This window comes from Streptococcus oralis (assembly GCF_026782345.1).
Classification (GTDB): domain Bacteria; phylum Bacillota; class Bacilli; order Lactobacillales; family Streptococcaceae; genus Streptococcus; species Streptococcus oralis_CK.
On the sequence record NZ_JAKUWI010000001.1, the window covers coordinates 1400203 to 1419264 of the forward strand.

The window sequence follows — 19062 nt, forward strand, 5'->3', positions numbered from 1 at the left end:
TTTATTTTTTAAACCATAAATCATTCAAAAATCCGGAAAAGATTAAGAATGAAACCATCACGACATGGAAGGTGACAACCATGCCAAGCAACTGAATCCAGCGATTCTCAGGTAAGGAACCCTTCCCAGCTTTTTTCCGTTCTTTATTGAGCGCTTTTTTCTTACGAACCCAAGCATCATTGATAACCAGTCCAATCCCATGAAAAAGTCCGTAGGCGATGTAATACCAAGTCACACCATGCCAAAACCCCATAATCAGCATATTGAGGATATAAGCTACACTTGAGGTCACATTGCGATTTTTAAAGATCTTCTTTCTGGTCATGATCATCACCATCCGCATAAAGACAAAGTCACGAAACCAGAAAGACAGACTCATGTGCCAGCGATTCCAAAACTCTTTTAAATCCCTAGACAAAAAGGGCTTGTTAAAGTTGATGGGACTATGAATCCCCATCAAATTGGAGATGGCTAAGGCAAACATAGAGTAGCCCGCAAAGTCAAAGAACAAGTCTAGACCAAAAGTATACATCACCGCCAGAGCATAATGATTAAAGAAACCACCTGTCTGTAAGGCCAAATTTTTCAGCGGAGGCAGTAATATCTCTCCTAAAACATGGGCCAAGATAAACTTGTAAAGGAAGCCAAGCATGATATACTTAACAGCCTCTTCTAGCATGTCCATCAACTCATCCCGTTCAGGAATGGTCTCATAATTTTCATTGAAGCGTTTAAAACGATCAATGGGACCACTCGAGAAAGTCGGCATAAAGAGAAGAAAATGCAAGAATTGCCAGATCGTTAAATCCTTGATGACACCGTCTCTCAGTTCAACGATAATCCCAACTGCACGGAAGGTCAAGTAAGAAATCCCTAAAAATCCAAACAAAGATTGAGATCCATGAATAGCAGGAGATACTTTCACAAAGATGATTGGCAATAGAGATAAAAAGCTAACTAGATAAAAGACCCACTGACTATCCCGTTGTTTCCTGTACCTTTTGTAGAAAGATACAAGCAGCACTTGCCAGATAACATAAAGGATAAGAGCACTGATTTGATTCGTCTTTCCACCGACCAACATGGTGACGATAAAGAAGAGACTAACGAGCACCTCATACCAGGCAAAACGTTTCTTGAAAAAAAGACCGATGAAGATAGGTAAAGTCGCAACAATTACGTATAAAAAGTACTGAAGGTCACCATAAGGTTCCAAATGAGGTAGCTGTTTATAAAGCTCCATCATCTACTGTTTACCTCGTTAATCAAGCCCTTGATATCAATTTTACCATTAGGCGTTAGTGGTAAACTATCTCGATAAAGAAACTTAGACGGCATCATATAAGACATCATGATATCTGCTAGGTCTTCTTTGATAGCCTTGGTAATATCGATATCACGTTCAAACTGTTCACGAACACCGTCCTTTAGGATGACATAGGCCAATAGATTTTGTACCTTGTGGTCCTTGTTATAACGTGGGACAGCAACAGCTGACTCGATATAGCGAGACTTGTTGAGGTTTTGAGAGACATCTTCAAGCTCAATGCGATAGCCATTAAACTTAATTTGGAAGTCCATGCGTCCGCCATAGAGAAGCAAGCCCTCATTTGTCATAGTTCCTACATCTCCTGTATGGTATGCTGGAAGACCTTCAAACACAAAGAAGGCTTCTGCCGTTTTTTCAGGATTGTTCATATAGCCTTTTGAAACAGCTGGTCCAGAAACAATGATTTCTCCCTGTTCATCATTTGGCAGTTTCTTACCTTCCTCATCAATGACAAAGGTTGGAGAATCAGCCTTGGTATAGCCGATTGGAAGGCGTTTGAGAGTCGTCAACATCTCTTCTGTTACAGCAACAGCTGATAGGGCTACTGTCGCTTCTGTTGGACCGTAAGCATTGATAATACGGGCATTTGGGAAACGTTCGCGCAGTTTTTGAGCTGTTTTGACCGTCAATTCTTCACCATCAAAGTAGAAATGCGTGATCCCTGGCATTCTCTCGCTATTGAAGTCTTCTGACAACATGGCCATATCTGCAAAGGAAGGCGTTGATGTCCAGATAGCGATTGGCAATGAAAAAATCGTCGCAAAGAGTTTTTTGAAGTCCTGAGTAATGGCTGAAGGAAGAGCGAAAAGCGTACCACCTAGTGCCAAGGTTGGCGCCCAGTACATAACAGATAGGTCAAAAGAATAAGGAGGCTGAGCCAGCATTTGCGGACGACTTGGCGTCGCAAATTCCTTATCTGTAATCATCCAGTTGGTAAAACTGAGGAGATTGTCATGGGAAATCTGCACCCCCTTAGGCTTACCGGTCGTACCAGAAGTAAAGATGATGTAGTAATTATCATCTCCCTTGACTGGATGCGTCATCTCATAGCTATCCCCTTGAGCAAAGGCTTCTTGAACCTGAGCTAAAGTCAGCATTGGCGTAGAGACTTGCTCCAATGGAAAATCTGAGATGGCAATAATCAAACTTGGCTCTGCAACTTCTACGATAGCAGAAACTCGTTCCAAGGCCGAATGGCTGTCAATTGGAATGTAGGCATGACCTGACTTAGTTAGCGCTACAAAGGTAGCCAACATCTCATATTCCTGACCACCAAAAACGACGACTGGTGATTTCTCAGGCAAGCCAAGTCGATCGATAGCTGCAGCTAAACTATCTGAATCAGCCTTCAGATCACCATAAGTATGCTCTTGACCTAAAACATTATAGACAGGATATGTTGGTTGTGTTTGAGCAAAGTGCTCAATCGTTTCAATCATATCTTTTATCGGTTTATTAGACACAGTTCTTTTTCTCCTTTAAACTAGAACTCATTATAAATAAAGCCACCTTGTCCCTGCCCAAGGTAACTAAAAAAATAAAGCAAGCCAAGTAAGATTACAAAATATAGGGCCGTCCGGCCTAAAAATACATGTAGGTTTCGTTGTTTTTTCATAAGCTATCCATTAATATATCATTTCTATCAAATACAAATACGCACTATTAGTAACTTATCTTCCTAACATTTTACCACTTTATCAACCTTTTTTTCAACTGTTTACCATAACTTAAAAGTTCGTTTTAGGTTATTTTAAGATAAATTAAAATGTTAATAGTAAATGTGAACAAAAATTTCCATTTCTATAAATCTCCTATACCAGTCATCACAAATTAAACAGTTTAAAAATTGACAGCAAACACACGGCTCCCCCTTTGGGCATTTTTATGCTAAAATAGAAGGTATGGATAAGATTATTAAAACTATATCAGAAAGCGGAGCCTTTCGTGCTTTTGTCCTTGACAGCACAGAAACCGTCCGCACTGCTCAAGAAAAACATCAAACTCAAGCCAGTTCAACTGTTGCACTTGGTCGCACCCTTATCGCTAGCCAGATTCTCGCAGCCAATGAAAAAGGAGATACCAAGATTACTGTAAAAGTTCTTGGAACGAGCTCTCTCGGTGCCATCATCACTGTCGCAGATACCAAGGGAAATGTCAAAGGCTACGTTCAAAACCCCGGTGTAGATATCAAAAAAACTGCAACGGGTGAAGTCCTAGTCGGACCTTTTGTCGGCAATGGTCAATTTCTTGTTATCACAGACTATGGTACTGGAAATCCTTACAACTCTATGACTCCTCTCATCTCTGGGGAAATCGGTGAAGACTTGGCCTACTACCTGACAGAAAGCCAACAAACCCCTTCAGCAGTTGGCCTCAATGTTCTTTTAGACAAAGACGACAAGGTCGAAGTTGCCGGTGGTTTTCTTCTCCAAGTTTTGCCAGGAGCCAAGGAAGAAGAGATTGCCCGCTTTGAAAAACGCATCCAAGAAATGCCAGCCATTTCAACTCTTCTAGAAAGCGACGACCATATCGAAGCCCTTCTCAAGGCTATCTATGGTGACGAATCTTACAAACGTCTATCTGAAGAAGAAATTCGTTTCCAATGCGACTGCAGCAAAGACCGTTTTATGAACGCTCTTGCCAGCCTTCCAAGCTCAGACTTAGAGGAAATGAAAGAGGAAGACCACGGGGCAGAAATCACTTGCCAATTCTGCCAAACAACTTACAACTTTGATGAAAACGACCTGGAGGAACTCATTCGTGACAAATCTTAATACACCCTTTATGATTGGCAATGTTGAGATTCCCAATCGTACCGTTTTAGCGCCTATGGCTGGCGTGACCAACTCAGCCTTTCGTACCATCGCAAAAGAGCTCGGAGCTGGACTCGTTGTCATGGAAATGGTCTCTGACAAGGGAATCCAATACAACAACGAAAAAACCCTGCATATGCTTCACATCGATGAAGGCGAAAATCCCGTTTCTATCCAACTCTTTGGTAGTGATGAAGACAGCCTCGCACGCGCAGCAGAATTCATCCAAGAAAACACCAAGACCGATATCGTCGATATCAACATGGGCTGCCCAGTTAACAAAATCGTGAAGAACGAAGCTGGCGCTATGTGGCTCAAGGACCCAGACAAGATCTACTCTATTATCAACAAGGTCCAATCTGTCCTTGATATCCCCCTAACTGTCAAAATGCGCACCGGCTGGTCTGATCCATCCCTAGCCGTGGAGAATGCCCTCGCAGCTGAAGCTGCTGGTGTCTCTGCTCTCGCCATGCATGGCCGTACCCGCGAACAAATGTACACAGGCCACGCAGACCTCGAGACCTTGCACGATGTAGCCCAAGCACTGACTAAGATCCCATTTATCGCCAACGGTGACATCCGTACAGTTCAAGATGCTAAACAACGCATCGAAGAAGTTGGTGCTGACGCAGTTATGATTGGCCGAGCAGCCATGGGAAATCCCTACCTCTTCAATCAAATCAACCACTACTTTGAAACAGGAGAAATCCTTCCTGATTTGACCTTTGAAGATAAGATGAAAATCGCCTACGAACACTTAAAACGCTTAATTAGCCTCAAAGGAGAAAAAATTGCAGTCCGTGAATTCCGTGGCCTCGCTCCTCACTACCTTCGTGGTACATCTGGTGCAGCCAAGCTTCGTGGAGCTATTTCACAAGCTAGCACTCTTGCAGAAATTGAGGCCCTCTTGCAACTAGACAAAGCATAGTCTCACATCTACAACTCACAAAAACGGCAAAGCTCAAAAATGAGTCTTGCCGTTTTTTATATGTTTTCATCTTGTAAATCTAATTGCTTCACTCTAGCTATATAGTAGGACATAATCAAAAACAAATTGAGGCTGATAATCCATATAGACCATTCATGAAGAAAATGCATCAATACAGCCAAGCTGATTGCGCCCACTATGAAACTTCCCACAACAATCCCATAATTTAAGGCCTGACGACGATATTCTTGGATATTTCCGTCTCTTCTAGCAATGCGATACAAAGCGGTCAACATCTTTCGGTAATTTCCAGACGTCATAAAAATGACATAGGGATGATCTTCAATCAAACTGCCCGTAAATGTTAGCATCATCATTCCTGTTCCAAAAGCGATGAAAGGAACTTCTAATAGAGGAAATCGTGAAAAGAAAGGTAGAATAAGAGTTCCAATAAATAAAGGGAGTAGCATCTTAACCCGCCAGTAGGCCGTTTTACGGTATTCTTTCATGTGCAATGCAAACAGAAATCCTAGAGAAAAGAAAATAATGGAGCAGAACCGTAGCATCGTATTGATGACATTTGAGTCGTGCCAATCAGATATCAGTAGGAGAATATTCCCTGTCTGTGTCGCTACCAAACTATGGTATTGAATATGGCAAAACACATCCAAAGAACCACCTACAAATCCAAGAAATACTCCCATCAATCGTGTGTTTTGAGGTAAGATTAATTTATCCGCCATGTATTATCACTCGTTTTCCTTTGATTTTTTTATTATACCACTTTCTCTTGGAGAAACTAAGTGAAAAACAGTTGACTCACTCTTTTACAGAACGATTTCTAGTAAGAGTTAAAACATCAAATTTTATTATTGAATCAAGGCAACGCTTGAAACTTTACCATCCGCACCTGTTGTAATTTGGATGATTTTTCCTCCTCCGATTTTAGCATTATACTTGCCATCATCAAGAGTGTAAGAGTAGCCTCTAATAGAGTAGTTTTCTTTATTTCCTTCTGCAGTTTCTACTGTAAATTGGCCCCCTGATGAAACCGTAATAGTTTCGCCATTCGCTCCCTTCCAGTTGCCTGCAGCTGCTGAGAAATCACCATCGACCATGGTTAAAACACCCTTGTAGCGTTTGTTGTGTTCTGCTTGCTTGTCTTGAAGTTTGCGGTCAGTTGTTGGATCATAGCCTGACTGGTTAGACTGGGCTTGAGAGCCTTGCTGAGTTGAAGGTGCCTGAGATGGAGCTTGCTGACTAGGGGCTGCTTGTTCTTGTCTTGATTCAGGCGCTGGTTTCGCTTGTGACTGATCCGCCGCTGTAGAAGACTGACCAGAAGATGCCTGGGCCTTTTCAGATGAAGCTGAGCTTGAAGATTTTTGAGTCTTGCTTTCTTTGCTAGAAGAAGCTGCTTTAGAGCTTGATGATTGACTTGTCTTTGCAGAGCTACTAGTTTGAGTGGTTTCGTTTTTATTTCCACAAGCTCCTAGTAGCAAGGTAGAAGCCAACACAGTCACTGCCATCAATTTGATATAGGTTTTCTTTTTCATTTTTTACTCCTTTGTAATGTTTTTGAAATATCAAGAAATCTTTTTGCAATATAATTGTAACATTGGGTTTTGAATCTGTCAACTATTTAGAGAACCTATTTTAAAAATCGTTCCCTCCACTATTTCAATTCGTAATCGAAACGAAAAAAATAGAAATTTTTTTAGATTAGAGTCCTATTTTTTGCATCGCTCTTGTGTAATTCTAAGAAAGATAACCATTCATAAAAAATGATGATAAATAAAAAGGTCGGGAAAAGTTCCCGGCCTCGTTTTTTATTTCAATCGATAGGTTTTCCTTGGTTTCTTTTTGGGTACTCGTTTGAGTCCGACTTCTTCTACATATTCGCCGTATTTTACGAGAAAGTTATTGCTGACGATTGGGCGACCGGGGTTGATGAGATTGACTAGTTCAGTTCCTTCGTAAACAGTGAACTCCTCCTCCAACAGATAAAGGAAGGTCGGATTCCAGTCGAGACGGCCTTGGATTCGTTTGATGGATTCTTGGATAATGGCATAATGGTCAAAGGCGAAGGCTTGCTCCTCCAGCTCGACTCCCTCTAGGAAGCATTTCCCCGTCTGGAAATCGACATCTACAAAAACGACATCCTTAGCATCGTCTCCTGCCTGAACAAGGTCTAATGCACGGCTAGGTAGGTACACTAAGTGGGCAATGGTCACTGTCCAGCCCCGTGGGTCACGCCCAGGGGTCGATACGGTCATCAATTGCTCGATTTTCTCCAAAGGTAGATCGAGATTGACTTCTTCTCTCACCTCACGCTGACAGGCATGTGCAGCATCTTCTCCCTTGTCCATAAAGCCTCCAACCAAAGCCAAACAGTTCTGATAAGGGTGAGCCTTGCGACGAATCAGCAGGAGTTTGATTTTTCCTTCGACAAAGCAGTAGGCCACCATATCCACCGTCACGCTTGGCTTTTCATATTGAGGGAGTTCCTGCTTGTAGTACCAGTCTAAAAACTCCTCCTGACTGGCATGGATTTCATAATATTCTTTTTCCGTCATCCCTTCTGGAATCTTTATGTCTGCCATCTTATGCCTCCTTTCGAACTGCCTTGGTCCATTGGTACCAACCCACTAGACTATTGAGTGTGTAAACCCAGTACATCCCTTGAATGTGGATATTTTCACCCCACCAGAGATAGATACTAAAGAGATTGGTTGCAATCCAGAAAATCCATTGCTCGCGGTAGAGACGTGTCATCAAGAGCTGACCAACACCATTGGTCGCATCGGTAACACTATCACGGAAAGGGCGAGCGCTATTGATACTTTGGTAAGCCAAGCCCATACCAATCCAGATAATAGCAGTCAAGGCCAAGTACTTGAGCCAGTCAAGAACAGATAATTTCTTAGCTTCAAAGTGGGATTCTTCTGATTTTTCCTGTTCATTGATACGATTGGACAGCCAAGCATAGAGACCAATCGGCTGCATGACAAAGAAGTAAACAGTCGTCAATACTTCTCCGTAAAAAGTCGCATTCATGGCCAAGATCAAGTAGATAGCCGAGTTAATGGCCCCAAAGAGATAATTGCTCGCACGACCTTCTGCTACCAAGATAACACAGACAATCCCAGTCCAGGATGCAAACAAGCTCAACCAGTCATGACTTTCCGTATTTTGTGTAAAATCCAAGATCAAGGGAACACTTGACAGGGCGATGAGATACAACCACTGGAAAAGGCTACGGCCGACAAAGAGATCTTTCCATAGCAGGCGCATGATTCCTGCAAAACCAATCTTACGAGCTTCGGCATGGACATTTTTAAAGTTTTCGATAAATTGTGTGATTTTTTCAGTCAGCTTTTTCATCATTTCCTCCTAATCTGCTTGGTAAATGGCATCAATAGCCACTTTTGCTGCTTCATAATTGCCTAGATAATCCTCCGCTAGATAAACTAGTGGAATGGTGGTTAAGTATCTCTCCCTCATCTCATCCAAATGCTGGGAAAAACTGTAGCGAATATGGTCTTCCGCCATGGTCATATCTCTAAATCCGTCATTGACATAGGAACCGACAGGTTGCACAAAGAGAATCAAGTCCCATTTTTCCTTGGCCAAGATAGAGGCAAAGAGATTGTCAAATGTCTCCCCTGATAAGTCCCCTTGGTCCTCAGTCTCCATGTAATAGTCATAGTAGCCCTTAGTTACCAAGGAGTTGGTATCAGCTATCACTAGGCCTCGATTGGCATTGCTATCGATTAGTTTTGAGGTCTGGTCATACTGCCCTAAAAGGAGATAGTAGTAATCCTTTGGAGTCAATTCATCATCGCGGACATTGTTTTTGATCTGGTACTCACGCGCGTATTCCAGACTAACGGGCGCATCGTAATACCTTGCCAAATCCTTGGCTAGAGTGGTCTTCCCATTGCTAGCACTTCCCATAATCAAGACTTTCTTGGTAAACTGACGACGGAAGGGTTGAGCGATGTATTTCCAATATTTGCTTGGATTTTCTCGAATCATAGTCGCTGAGATACCAAACTTTCTTTCTTGCAAAACGGTCTCAAAGCCACGATTAGCTAGTTCTTGCTGGTAGTCTTCTTCTCCCACAAAGAAAGTCAGTTCTTGCTGGGTTTCATCATAGGAAATCTCCGCTAACATCTGGTCCAACCACTCCTGCCAGCCCATAGGGTAACGGGGAAGGTTGGTCTCATCTAACTTGCAGACAAAGGTCAACTCATCATCACGAAAAGCCTCTCTAATATAGCGAAATCGTTTTTGAAGACTTAAACCTACCTGCTCACCTCGGTCTCCCTCGTATCCTGAAACGACTACCCAGACCTGGTCACACTGACGCTTCGCTCGCTGGATCAGATCGATATGCCCTTGATGGAGAGGGGCAAAGGTCCCAAATACCACTGCTGTTTTCTTTTTCATAAACGCTTTACCTTTTTATAGTTTTTAATATTTTTGTTTTCTGTGTTTTTATTATATACTATATTTTTATTTTGTCAATAGTTTTTTATTACTTTTTATAAAAAGGTAACAAAAAAAGAGAAGGCCATCTTTATAATGCCCCTCAAAAGCTAGACAGAAAAAATCTAACTTTTGCGGTTCAATAGCCTTCTCTTTTTATATCTTAGATTCATCTCTATATGAAATAACTTATCATTATTAGATACCAATTATAAGTAAAATCTTTGGAATCTTCAATGGTTAACCAATCAAATGCTAAATATCGAAAGTGGATATTTTTAAAAAACTGAATCATTATTTTCTTCTTTTCATCGCGATGAATGAAGTTCCAATCAAACCAAGGAGACCAATGATCTCAAGAACTAGATTAGACGCCACTCCTGTAGATGGTAATTTCTTCTCAGTTGCTGATGTAGGATTTCCTTTTGCCACCGTTTCATTTCCAGTAGCCAGTGGTTTATGATTAACTTCTTTATTCTGGAATTTTCTAGTTTGGCTCTCTCCTATCTGTGTTTGACTATCTTGGATAGACGGCTTAGTCTGTTTAGGTGTAGTGGCATTTTGATTCTTAGAAAGTGTCTTAATCGCAAATAAACTGAAGTGGCTCGTTTTAAAGACAACTTGCCCATTTTCAACTTTAGAAGGAATACGCTCAAGGTCGCCATTCTCCTTTACGTGATAGACGTGAACATCTGAGTCAGTCTGCCCAAGCGCGAGCCGAACAGTTCGTTCTCCATTGACATGAGTTTCCTTGCCCCCTTTAGAAAGAGATAAGTCAAACACACGAACTGTTCCCCCTCCTGTTTTACGAGCAATTTTATCAGCCAACTCTTTCGTCGTTACTTCCTTGAGATGTAACTTATCTGCATCTGTAGGTTTATCAAATATTACTGAGACTTTCGTCTTGCCATCTGCCGCTGTAAAAATTTTATGTGTCTTTGGTTGTGCCGATGTTTGCGGTTTCTTACCCTCTGGTTGAGGACTTGGTTGCATATCTGGTTTTGGAGTAGATGGCTTCTTATCCTCAGTACCAGGTTGTGCCGGTGTTTGCGGTTTCTTACCTTCCGGTTGAGGACTTGGTTGCATATCTGGTTTTGGAGTAGATGGCTTCTTATCCTCAGTACCGGGTTGTGCCGGTGTGTGTGGTTTCTTACCCTCTGGTTGAGGACTTGGTTGCATATCTGGTTTTGGAGTAGATGGCTTTTTATCCTCAGTACCAGGTTGTGTCGGCGTGTGTGGTTTCTTGCCTTCTGGTTGAGGACTTGGTTGCATATCTGGTTTTGGAATTTCTTTCTTATCTTCTTTCTTTGGCACTAAGTTGGCCTTCGCTACCTTCAATTCAGATAAGCTCTTCTGAAGCTCTCCTATCTGAGTATCTAGCTGCTTTTCTGTAATATTTACTTGTTCTAGAAGCTCTTTCCCCTGTTTAATGATTTCGCTTGCGCGATTTCTGACCTTTTCATAAGCAGAACCAGCTTCTCCTGTTAACTTAGCTCCATCTGGAACCGTCTTCATTTCTTCTTCAAGCTGACTGATAGCCTTCTGAAGTTCCACAATCTGCTGAATCTTATTAAAGGATGGAAGAAATTCGTTCTTAAAGTAATCCGCTAGATATTTCCCCTCTAAGGTAGCATAATTCTTATTCCATGTTTGCTTGATACCTGATTCAAACTCTTTTTCTAGACTAGGAATTTTCGCGTATTTCTCTCGATACAAAGCGACTTGTCTTGTCATCTTTTCGATTTGTGCATGGATTTGATAATAGATAAAGTCATCTATAAACGTTTGGAGAGTTTTGGCAGTGTATGAACCTTTTTCTAACTGTTCTCTAAATGCTTTTATTTTATCAGGAGCAATCTTTTTAGAATCCTCCCAAATATCTTTTTTCTGCACCTTATAATCACTGTTATTTTCTGGTAACTCTGGATAGTTATTCACTTCAGCCAAAGCTTGCTCTAGTTTTTTTAGCTCTTCCTTAGCCTTATTCTTCAAAGATTCTATCTCTTTCGTTTCTTCAGTCGGTGTCTGAGATTTCCCATCTTTAGTTGGAGGAATATGACCTTCCATATCAGGCTTTCTTTGAGGCTCAGTTGGTTTCGTTAACCCTTTTTTGAATTCCTCCACAGCAGCATTTAGCTCTGACTTCGCTGTTTCTAGAATCCGATCTAGTTCCTCTTTTGTTTGAGCTTTAGAAAGCTCTGATCTATATTTATTTACAATTCCTAAGGCATTTTTAATTAATTCATCAAATTTAGACTCATCCTCAGATTTCAAATCTTTTTTAGTTCTATCCAACAGCTCACTCATGTGATTAGAAAGCGATAGATTAGCTTCTGAAATTTGTTTAGCTAAATCTTGCTGATCAGTCTCCTTAGCACTTCGTTTGTCTCTCGGTTTCGTTGTCTCTTTATTGCCATTAGATGTTTTGAGTTTTGCAATCTCATCAAGAAGACTGTGTTTAGCCTTCAGCACCTCTTCGTTTTTCGTGGCCTGATCGAGTTGCTGAAGCGCCTTTTTTTCCAACTCGCGTAACTGTTTGATTGTGGCATCCTCGTTTGCTTCTTCTTTGTTTAGTTTTTTCTCCTTTATGTTTTCGTCCACTTGTTCATTGACGTAGTTTTGAATTTCTTTTTCAACGTAAGCTTTGTAAGATTTGAATAACTTACCTAGATCAGCAATAACTTCTTGTTTAATCGTTTGGAGTGATTTATCCGACTCGTTCTTAAAATCATTTACAATTCGCTCTTTGATTTTATTGATTTCGCCTACTAAAGAACTTTTATCCTCTTCAGTGATACCTTTTGTAGTTGCCATATCACTAATCAATTTCTTTTGATGGTCGAGTTCTTCATTGATTTTTTTGAAAGTATCTTCCAGCTCTCTATAACTATTCTCCAAAGTTTCTAGGTTATCACGGTCATCTTCTCCCTCAATCTCTTTTATCAAGGAATCTTTCCGCTCAGTTGGTAGGGTACCTTTTCTGATTTCTTCTTTTAAACGTTTTTGAATTTCAGCGGCTGCACCTGTGTTCTCTTTTGTAGAAGTATCGTGAGACTGTTCCGAGCTCTCCTTAGTCGGAGGAACTACCTTGTTTTCATCTTTCGATTGATTTTCTTTTTCCTTCCTTTCTTGTTCCATATGCTGCTTCTCATGGTGTTTTAGTAAGTCTAGGTGAAAATCATTATCTATCGAAAGCAAGCTTTCTGTATCATTCGCCTGTTCGATTTTCTGCTGATATGCTGCTTTTTTATCTGTAGGAAGGTCACTTTCCGCTAGCTCTTTTATTAATTTTTCTTTTGCATCTTTCAAAGTTTCTCTAGCTGGTTCTGTTTTTTTACTATTTTCAGAAGAAGTTTCTTTGTTTTCTCCTGCCTTACTCTTAGATGAAGTTTGCTCAGTGACCTTGGCACTATTTGTGGATGCACTAGAGCTTATCTCACCAGCATGAGCAACACTCCCCATAAAGAAGCTAGCTACTAGTACACTAGCTACTCCTACACTAAATTTACGAATGGAATAGCGCATTCTTCGTTCATGATTTGATTTAAACATATCTATATCCTCCATGATTTTAATTAACTACAGTATATCCTGCCAATATGAATTGTATATGAAATTTGCTATATTATTTTTACTATCCTTTCATTCTTCCATTAGGAATAATAACTTCTTGCAGTAATTTCTCTTCTTCTGCTATTCTTTGATAAAGAATAACCGCATAGACAGGAAAAATAAAGATAAAAGTTACGTAAGCATGACTCACCAAAGCTAAACCAACTAACTCAGGAAGAATATTCAAAAAGTAATTGGGATGTTTCACAATTCGAAAGAGAGGATGATCTACATATTTGTGATTATTAACAAGCATTAGCTTTACTGTCCAAATATCTCCTAACAAGTGAATCACCAACATCAACATCAGCATAGAAAAAATAAGCAAGACTAAACCAACCATGCTTATGCCATCAAAATTTGTCTTGTGCACCATTGCTTCAACAAAGCAGGAGAGATAGAAAACAATATGAGCCATCGTTAATCGTTTTGTATTCTCAACTCCAAATTCTTTCCCGCCCTTGCTAAGGATTCGTTTTTCATTCTCCATCGAACGTTTTAAAAAAATCAATCGAACGAGGAAGGTTACTAAAATAATCGCTAATACCATACCAGTATCCTTTCTTTTTTCTATATTTAAAATAATGTTCTCATGTTAAACCTATGTGAACTTTAACAAAAAAGAACGGAGAGATTTCCGTTCTTTTGCTTTATACAACTAATCTGCTTGCAAGCAAATTTTAAATTCCATTCCTTGTTCATAAGGGAGAAAACTATAGGACATTTGATAACTTTCTAGGATGTTATTCACGATATAGAGTCCTAAACCAGACCCTTCAGACTTGTCTGTGACAACTTGAGAGTGGTAAAAAATATCAAACAAATGATTCAACTCTTCTTGATTAAGAGGTTGGCAGGTATTTTTGATAGAAAGATAGCCATCTTGCTCGGATATGATTACGCGCCCATTTTTATCTGAATATTTAATTGCATTACTAATCAGGTTTGTCAAAACCTTATCCAATGCCTTGAGACTCATGACGACCCTAGTAGCATCTGTCAATTGATTTTCGATTTCTATTCCTCTTGAGCATGCTAATTCCTGATAGCGAGATAAAACATCCGTCAAAATAGTCTGGACTATCAAGGTCCCGCTACACTCTGTCCACTCTTGGAACTTAGAGGATTCCAAAACTTCTTCGAGCAAGTGGCCCATTTGATCAATTTGATCGATACTCTTTGCTATAAACTTAGGGTGGTCTTTATAATCCCCAATATTGTACTGCATATTCTCTAGAATAATTCGAAGACTGGCTAAAGGGGTTTTCAACTCATGTGACGCTCCACGAACAAAAGAAACTTTCTGCTTTTGCAACCTGACAATCCGTTCATTTCTTCTCTCAGATTCATCAATGACTGCCAGCAAGTTTTCATACACATCATTGATTTGCTTTCCAACTTCCCCAACTTCATCCTTTCGCGTTTCATCAAAGCGAATATCATGATCCAACTCCTGCATCTTACCTGTAACTTTTGAGATATAAAAGAGAGGCTCCAATAAACGTTTCGTATAGAAGTAGGAAAAGAGAAAGGCAAATACAAGCGTTGCTAAAAAGGTATACGGGAGATAGAGAAGCATAATCCGTGTTGCCTCTTTATAAATATCCACACCTTGAATAAATTGAATGGTTACCTTTTTACCATCAGCTGTCGTAATCTGACGGTCAATCGTTACGATATAGTTAGTGGGACTGCCTTCCTTTATTTCCAAGTCGTGCACAAGGGAAATTCTCTTATCCAGTACATCATCTTTCAAATGGGCAGAGATGCGAAGAGATTTCGAATAGGACTCCAGCAAACTAGGCAGTTCATGAAAATTTTTGCCTTCTAAGTACTTGCTCATAATAGTAGCACTCTCATTAAACTTCTCACCCTCTTGCTGAATGTAATAAAAAGGAAAGGTCAGATAGATGGCAATGTGGATGACCAAAGCGATTGCACCTAAAAGCGAAAAACTTCTTAAAAATGATTTGGTTAATAATTTAGGGTTTTTTATCATAAGCTAATTTTATATCCGGCATTTTTCACTGTTACAATACAATCCAGATCCAACTTCTTACGAAGATTTCGAATGTAAACATCAACTACTCTATCAAGAGGCAAATCTGCAAAATCATTTGAGATAGACTCGAGTATCTGCTCTCTACTCAAGACCTGGTTCTTATGTTGGATTAAACATTTTAAAACCAACAATTCTTTCGGCTTAATTGCAACCTCCTCGTTCTTGACTCGAGCTTGGTAGGATGTGAAATCCACTGTCACATCTTGATAATGCCAAATATCCTCCACAACATAGTAACGCCTAAGCAAGGCTTGAATCCGTTTGACTAGGAGCACCAGTGAAAATGGTTTCGTCACATGATCATCAGCATAAAGGTCAAATACCTGCATCTGAGTTTCCTCATCTCCGAGCGCACTTAAGACGATTACAGGAATATCATGATTTCCATTAATTTCTTTTAACACCTCAAATCCACTCCGCTTCGGTAACATCAGATCCAAGACCATCAGATGAATAAGGAACTCATGAAATTTCTCCAAAGCCTCCTGTCCATCCTTTGCTAGAATAACATGATAGCCTTCTTCTCTCAAAAAAGCAGCTACTCCCTCTCTAATCATATCCTCATCATCTACAACTAAAATGTTCATCTATTCCCCTTCTTAACCTATCTAAAATTCACTCTTTTGCTAGGTTTACATTATTTTCATTTCATACGCAAAAAAAGAAACAGGGCTCTATTGAAATGGTGGAAATTTCAGGAAACTCTGCTCTTTTTCATTCTATACAAATCTTAATATCTATTTATTCTTATTATAACCAATATTTACATATTGTCAACTTATTTCCTTTGGTTTTATAAAAATAAATACAAAAAAATCAGGATTGCTCCTGATTCTCCATTTTTAAGCAATATCAAATTTTAATTGACCAGCTTTGACACCAATCTTGAGGGTCTTCCCTGCTACCAGTTCCCCCTTAAGGAGGAGTTCTGCCAACTTGTCTTCCACTTCTGTTTGCAGTGTTCTGCGAAGTGGGCGAGCTCCCATTTCTGGATTGTAACCGTGACTAGCTAGCAACTTCAGTGCCGAAGCTTGCAGTTTCAAGTCGATACCCTTCTCTGCCAGGCTAGCAATCAATGGTTTCACCATAATCTTAACAATTTCTTGCATGTGTTTGCTATCTAAGCTATGGAAGACCACCTTTTCATCAATACGGTTGATAAACTCTGGTCGATAAGCTTTTTTCAACTCTTCAAAGATTCGTTTCTCCATATTTTCCTGATCAAAACGAATGTCTTTCGCGCCAAAGCCAACAGTCTTGTCATCACGAAGAGCCGTCGCGCCAAGGTTTGACGTCATGATGATAATGGTATTTGAAAAATCAACCTTGCGCCCCTTGCTATCTGTCAAGACACCGTCGTCCAGAACCTGCAAGAGGACATTAAAGATGTCTGGGTGGGCCTTCTCTACCTCATCAAAGAGGAGAACGGAGTATGGTTTGTTGCGAACCTTCTCGGTCAACTCCCCACCTTCTTCGTAACCCACATAGCCCGGAGGAGCTCCATTGAGACGGCTAGCTGCGAATTTCTCCATATACTCACTCATATCAAAGCGGATAAGTGCTGATTCGTCATCAAAGAGAACTTCTGCCAGAGCCTTTGCCAGTTCGGTCTTACCAACCCCCGTCGGTCCTAGGAACATAAAGGAACCAATCGGACGCTTGTGACTGCGAATACCTGACTGGTTGCGGCGAATCGCACGGCTAATGCTTGAAACAGCTTGATCTTGACCGATGACACGTTTGTGGAGTTCCGCTTCCAAGTTCAGATATTTCTTAGCATCTGTTTGCGTCAGTTTTTGGACTGGAATCCCTGACAAGCGACTCAAGGTGGTCAAGATATCAGATTCTGTTACCAAGTCTTTATAGACAGGGACTTCCTGCTCTTTTGCGATTAACTGGGCAGCTTGTTTCCACTTGCCATCCATCAAGGCCTTGTCTGCTGGACTCAAGTCGGATTCGTCCATTCTCACATGCTTGGATTTGTTTTGCACTGTTGCTGCTGCCTCATCCAAGAGGTCGATAGCAGAGTCTGGCAAGTGACGACTGGTTAGGTAACGATGTGCCATCTTAACGGCTGTTTCGACAGCTTCATCTGTGATTTGCACACGATGATGTTTCTCATAAGTCGCCTTCAAACCTTGCAAAATGGTCATGCTGTCAGCTAAACTTGGCTCTTCAATCGTCACTTTAGCAAAACGACGAGAAAGGGCTGCATCTTTTTCGATGTGTTTTTGGTATTCTTCCTGAGTGGTTGCACCAACCGTTCTCAAAGTTCCACGTGCCAAGGCTGGCTTCAAGATATTGGCCGCATCCAGAGTCGAGTCAATACCACTACCAGAACCCATGATGGTGTGGAGTTCATCGATAAAGAGGATTACTTTGCCATCTTCCTCGATATCCTTGATGATATTGTTCATGCGCTCTTCAAAATCTCCACGGAAACGGGTTCCCGCAACGACATTCATCAAATCAAGCTCTAGAACGCGCATCTTGGCCATTTCCGCAGGTACATCACCACTAGCAATACGCTGGGCAAGTCCAAGGGCCAGAGCTGTTTTCCCGACACCAGCATCTCCAACCAAGACAGGATTGTTCTTGGTCTTCCGACTCAAAATCTGAATCATACGTGAGATTTCCTTGTCACGACCGATAACTGGCTCTAACTTGCCAGAGCGCGCTTGCTCCGTCAGGTCATGCGTGTAGTCCTCTAGACCGCCACTTGGAGTCTGAGGCATGCCCATCATATTGGCCATGGAATTTTGCTTATCTGCCACGGTACGGTGGCGCTGACGCAAAGCCTTAAGGTCTTCTCTTGTCCAACCTGCACGTTCCTCTAAGTTGCGACGAAGAGTAGCAATTCTGACCTGATCTTTCTGGTCTTCATAAGAAAAACCTGCTCTCTCCAAGATGCGAGTTGCCAAAGCATTGCCATCATGCAAAATCACATAGAGGACGTGCTCTGTCCCTAGCACCTTAGCATGGACCACTGAGGCCACATACTCTGCTTCTGCAAAGAGAACCTCCAAACGATGGGAAAAGGGTAACTCCGTAAAAGTTTCGTCTTGGCTATAGTTCGTTTCAGTCAGTTCTAAAGCAACCTCTTCTAAACGGTCCATTTCATAAGGATAATCATTTAGAGTCGCACCTGCCACACTATAACTGTGATTGGACATGGCAATCAATAAATGCCAAGACTCTAGATATCGAGCTCCAAAATGGCTCGCAACCATGTAGGCACTTTCGATACATTCATTCAATGCTTTTGAATAGTTCATCTTACTTCTCTTTTCTATCTACCTCTTGTAATAGCTGTCGGAGCATATTGGCACGGACAACTGAGGATTCTTCCCCTAGGACACGATCTGTTGCTACAGACGTCAGCAAGGTCATCTCCTGCTTGGTCATCAAATCTTGCTCCACTAAAAGCCGGAGAATATCCTCGTAGATCTCCTGACTAACTCGCTCACCAATCGAGTAAAGCAAATCGCGGAGCATCTCATGATGACTGGAAAATTCAATCCGCCCTATGCGAATGTAGCCTCCACCACCACGCTTGCTCTCAACCAAGTAACCTCTACTTTCCGTAAAGCGTGTCTTGATGACATAGTTGATCTGACTCGGTACAACCTGAAAGGTATCTGCTAACTGGCTCCGTTGCAATTCCACGATACCAGATTGGTCTAAAATCGCCTTGATATAGGCTTCGATATGATCTGATGTATTTTTAAATCTCATAGTAAATCAAACTCCTTCTTTGAACCTTGACTATCTTTGACTATTATACCGAAATTTTCTCATTTTTTAAAGAAAAAGGGCGCTGGTAAAGGAT

The 19062-nt window shown here is 41.0% G+C and carries 16 protein-coding genes; 2 read left to right on the forward strand and 14 right to left on the reverse strand.

The window, feature by feature from the left end; all coding sequences use genetic code 11:
- Window position 1: 1 nt before the first annotated feature.
- The 3 genes from dltB to MK405_RS06870 are packed head-to-tail and all read right to left on the reverse strand — an operon-like array spanning window position 2 to window position 2945.
- On the reverse strand, window positions 2–1246 hold the full coding sequence (dltB, locus tag MK405_RS06860; RefSeq protein WP_268704624.1) for a D-alanyl-lipoteichoic acid biosynthesis protein DltB: 1245 nt from the start codon (window positions 1244–1246) through the stop codon (window positions 2–4).
- Entirely contained in the window at window positions 1243–2793 is a 1551-nt protein-coding gene (gene dltA, locus MK405_RS06865; RefSeq protein ID WP_268704625.1) for a D-alanine--poly(phosphoribitol) ligase subunit DltA, read from the reverse strand. The genes dltB and dltA overlap by 4 nt, the downstream gene beginning before the upstream one ends.
- 20 nt (window positions 2794–2813) lie before the next feature.
- A complete protein-coding gene (locus MK405_RS06870; RefSeq protein WP_007518064.1) occupies window positions 2814–2945 on the reverse strand; it encodes a teichoic acid D-Ala incorporation-associated protein DltX in 132 nt (43 codons plus the stop codon).
- Window positions 2946–3231: 286 nt separating this feature from the next.
- On the opposite strand from MK405_RS06870, the gene hslO reads away from it, so the two are divergent.
- Both hslO and dusB read left to right on the forward strand, forming a co-directional pair.
- The gene (gene hslO, locus MK405_RS06875) at window positions 3232–4104 is read left to right on the forward strand and encodes an Hsp33 family molecular chaperone HslO (protein WP_125840569.1); all 873 of its coding nucleotides are present in this window, start codon (window positions 3232–3234) and stop codon (window positions 4102–4104) included.
- The gene (dusB, locus tag MK405_RS06880) at window positions 4091–5071 is read left to right on the forward strand and encodes a tRNA dihydrouridine synthase DusB (protein WP_000183314.1); all 981 of its coding nucleotides are present in this window, start codon (window positions 4091–4093) and stop codon (window positions 5069–5071) included. Before hslO ends, dusB begins: the two co-directional genes overlap by 14 nt.
- Window positions 5072–5127: 56 nt before the next feature.
- Here the strand turns inward: dusB and MK405_RS06885 are convergent, their stop codons facing one another.
- The 11 genes from MK405_RS06885 to MK405_RS06935 all read right to left on the reverse strand — a co-directional run bounded on the left by MK405_RS06885 (window position 5128) and on the right by MK405_RS06935 (window position 18968).
- Window positions 5128–5814, reverse strand: a complete 687-nt coding sequence (locus MK405_RS06885; RefSeq protein WP_268704626.1) for a YoaK family protein — start codon at window positions 5812–5814, stop codon at window positions 5128–5130.
- Window positions 5815–5940: 126 nt separating this feature from the next.
- Window positions 5941–6624, reverse strand: a complete 684-nt coding sequence (locus MK405_RS06890; RefSeq protein WP_268704627.1) for a hypothetical protein — start codon at window positions 6622–6624, stop codon at window positions 5941–5943.
- A 273-nt stretch (window positions 6625–6897) separates the two neighbouring features.
- A complete protein-coding gene (locus MK405_RS06895; RefSeq protein ID WP_268704628.1) occupies window positions 6898–7671 on the reverse strand; it encodes an NUDIX hydrolase in 774 nt (257 codons plus the stop codon).
- A 1-nt stretch (window position 7672) separates the two neighbouring features.
- A complete protein-coding gene (gene pnuC, locus MK405_RS06900; protein WP_268704629.1) occupies window positions 7673–8452 on the reverse strand; it encodes a nicotinamide riboside transporter PnuC in 780 nt (259 codons plus the stop codon).
- Between the two features lie 9 nt (window positions 8453–8461).
- Window positions 8462–9520 carry an AAA family ATPase gene (locus tag MK405_RS06905; protein ID WP_268704630.1) on the reverse strand — a complete coding sequence of 353 codons (1059 nt, stop codon included), beginning with the start codon at window positions 9518–9520 and terminating at the stop codon, window positions 8462–8464.
- A gap of 333 nt (window positions 9521–9853) precedes the next feature.
- On the reverse strand, window positions 9854–13111 hold the full coding sequence (locus MK405_RS06910) for a GAG-binding domain-containing protein (protein WP_268704631.1): 3258 nt from the start codon (window positions 13109–13111) through the stop codon (window positions 9854–9856).
- Window positions 13112–13193: 82 nt separating this feature from the next.
- On the reverse strand, window positions 13194–13721 hold the full coding sequence (locus MK405_RS06915; RefSeq protein WP_000241943.1) for an isoprenylcysteine carboxyl methyltransferase family protein: 528 nt from the start codon (window positions 13719–13721) through the stop codon (window positions 13194–13196).
- Window positions 13722–13829: 108 nt separating this feature from the next.
- Entirely contained in the window at window positions 13830–15170 is a 1341-nt protein-coding gene (gene bgrS / locus MK405_RS06920) for a sensor histidine kinase BgrS (protein WP_268704632.1), read from the reverse strand.
- Complete coding sequence (gene bgrR / locus MK405_RS06925; RefSeq protein WP_268704633.1) at window positions 15167–15820, reverse strand: response regulator transcription factor BgrR; 654 nt, start codon at window positions 15818–15820, stop codon at window positions 15167–15169. Before bgrR ends, bgrS begins: the two co-directional genes overlap by 4 nt.
- A gap of 255 nt (window positions 15821–16075) precedes the next feature.
- Window positions 16076–18508 carry an ATP-dependent Clp protease ATP-binding subunit gene (locus MK405_RS06930; protein ID WP_247917992.1) on the reverse strand — a complete coding sequence of 811 codons (2433 nt, stop codon included), beginning with the start codon at window positions 18506–18508 and terminating at the stop codon, window positions 16076–16078.
- A gap of 1 nt (window position 18509) precedes the next feature.
- A complete protein-coding gene (locus MK405_RS06935; RefSeq protein ID WP_268704634.1) occupies window positions 18510–18968 on the reverse strand; it encodes a CtsR family transcriptional regulator in 459 nt (152 codons plus the stop codon).
- Window positions 18969–19062: the final 94 nt, after the last annotated feature.

Excerpts from the sequence above, each read along its gene's own strand:
- dltB (WP_268704624.1), bottom strand. The coding sequence starts at position 1,246 with ATGATGGAGCTTTATAAACAGCTACCTCATTTGGAACCTTATGGTGAC.
- MK405_RS06870 (WP_007518064.1), bottom strand. The coding sequence starts at position 2,945 with ATGAAAAAACAACGAAACCTACATGTATTTTTAGGCCGGACGGCCCTA.
- hslO (WP_125840569.1), top strand. The coding sequence starts at position 3,232 with ATGGATAAGATTATTAAAACTATATCAGAAAGCGGAGCCTTTCGTGCT.
- MK405_RS06885 (WP_268704626.1), bottom strand. The coding sequence starts at position 5,814 with ATGGCGGATAAATTAATCTTACCTCAAAACACACGATTGATGGGAGTA.
- MK405_RS06890 (WP_268704627.1), bottom strand. The coding sequence starts at position 6,624 with ATGAAAAAGAAAACCTATATCAAATTGATGGCAGTGACTGTGTTGGCT.
- MK405_RS06895 (WP_268704628.1), bottom strand. The coding sequence starts at position 7,671 with ATGGCAGACATAAAGATTCCAGAAGGGATGACGGAAAAAGAATATTAT.
- pnuC (WP_268704629.1), bottom strand. The coding sequence starts at position 8,452 with ATGAAAAAGCTGACTGAAAAAATCACACAATTTATCGAAAACTTTAAA.
- MK405_RS06905 (WP_268704630.1), bottom strand. The coding sequence starts at position 9,520 with ATGAAAAAGAAAACAGCAGTGGTATTTGGGACCTTTGCCCCTCTCCAT.
- MK405_RS06910 (WP_268704631.1), bottom strand. The coding sequence starts at position 13,111 with ATGTTTAAATCAAATCATGAACGAAGAATGCGCTATTCCATTCGTAAA.
- MK405_RS06915 (WP_000241943.1), bottom strand. The coding sequence starts at position 13,721 with ATGGTATTAGCGATTATTTTAGTAACCTTCCTCGTTCGATTGATTTTT.
- bgrS (WP_268704632.1), bottom strand. The coding sequence starts at position 15,170 with ATGATAAAAAACCCTAAATTATTAACCAAATCATTTTTAAGAAGTTTT.
- bgrR (WP_268704633.1), bottom strand. The coding sequence starts at position 15,820 with ATGAACATTTTAGTTGTAGATGATGAGGATATGATTAGAGAGGGAGTA.
- MK405_RS06930 (WP_247917992.1), bottom strand. The coding sequence starts at position 18,508 with ATGAACTATTCAAAAGCATTGAATGAATGTATCGAAAGTGCCTACATG.
- MK405_RS06935 (WP_268704634.1), bottom strand. The coding sequence starts at position 18,968 with ATGAGATTTAAAAATACATCAGATCATATCGAAGCCTATATCAAGGCG.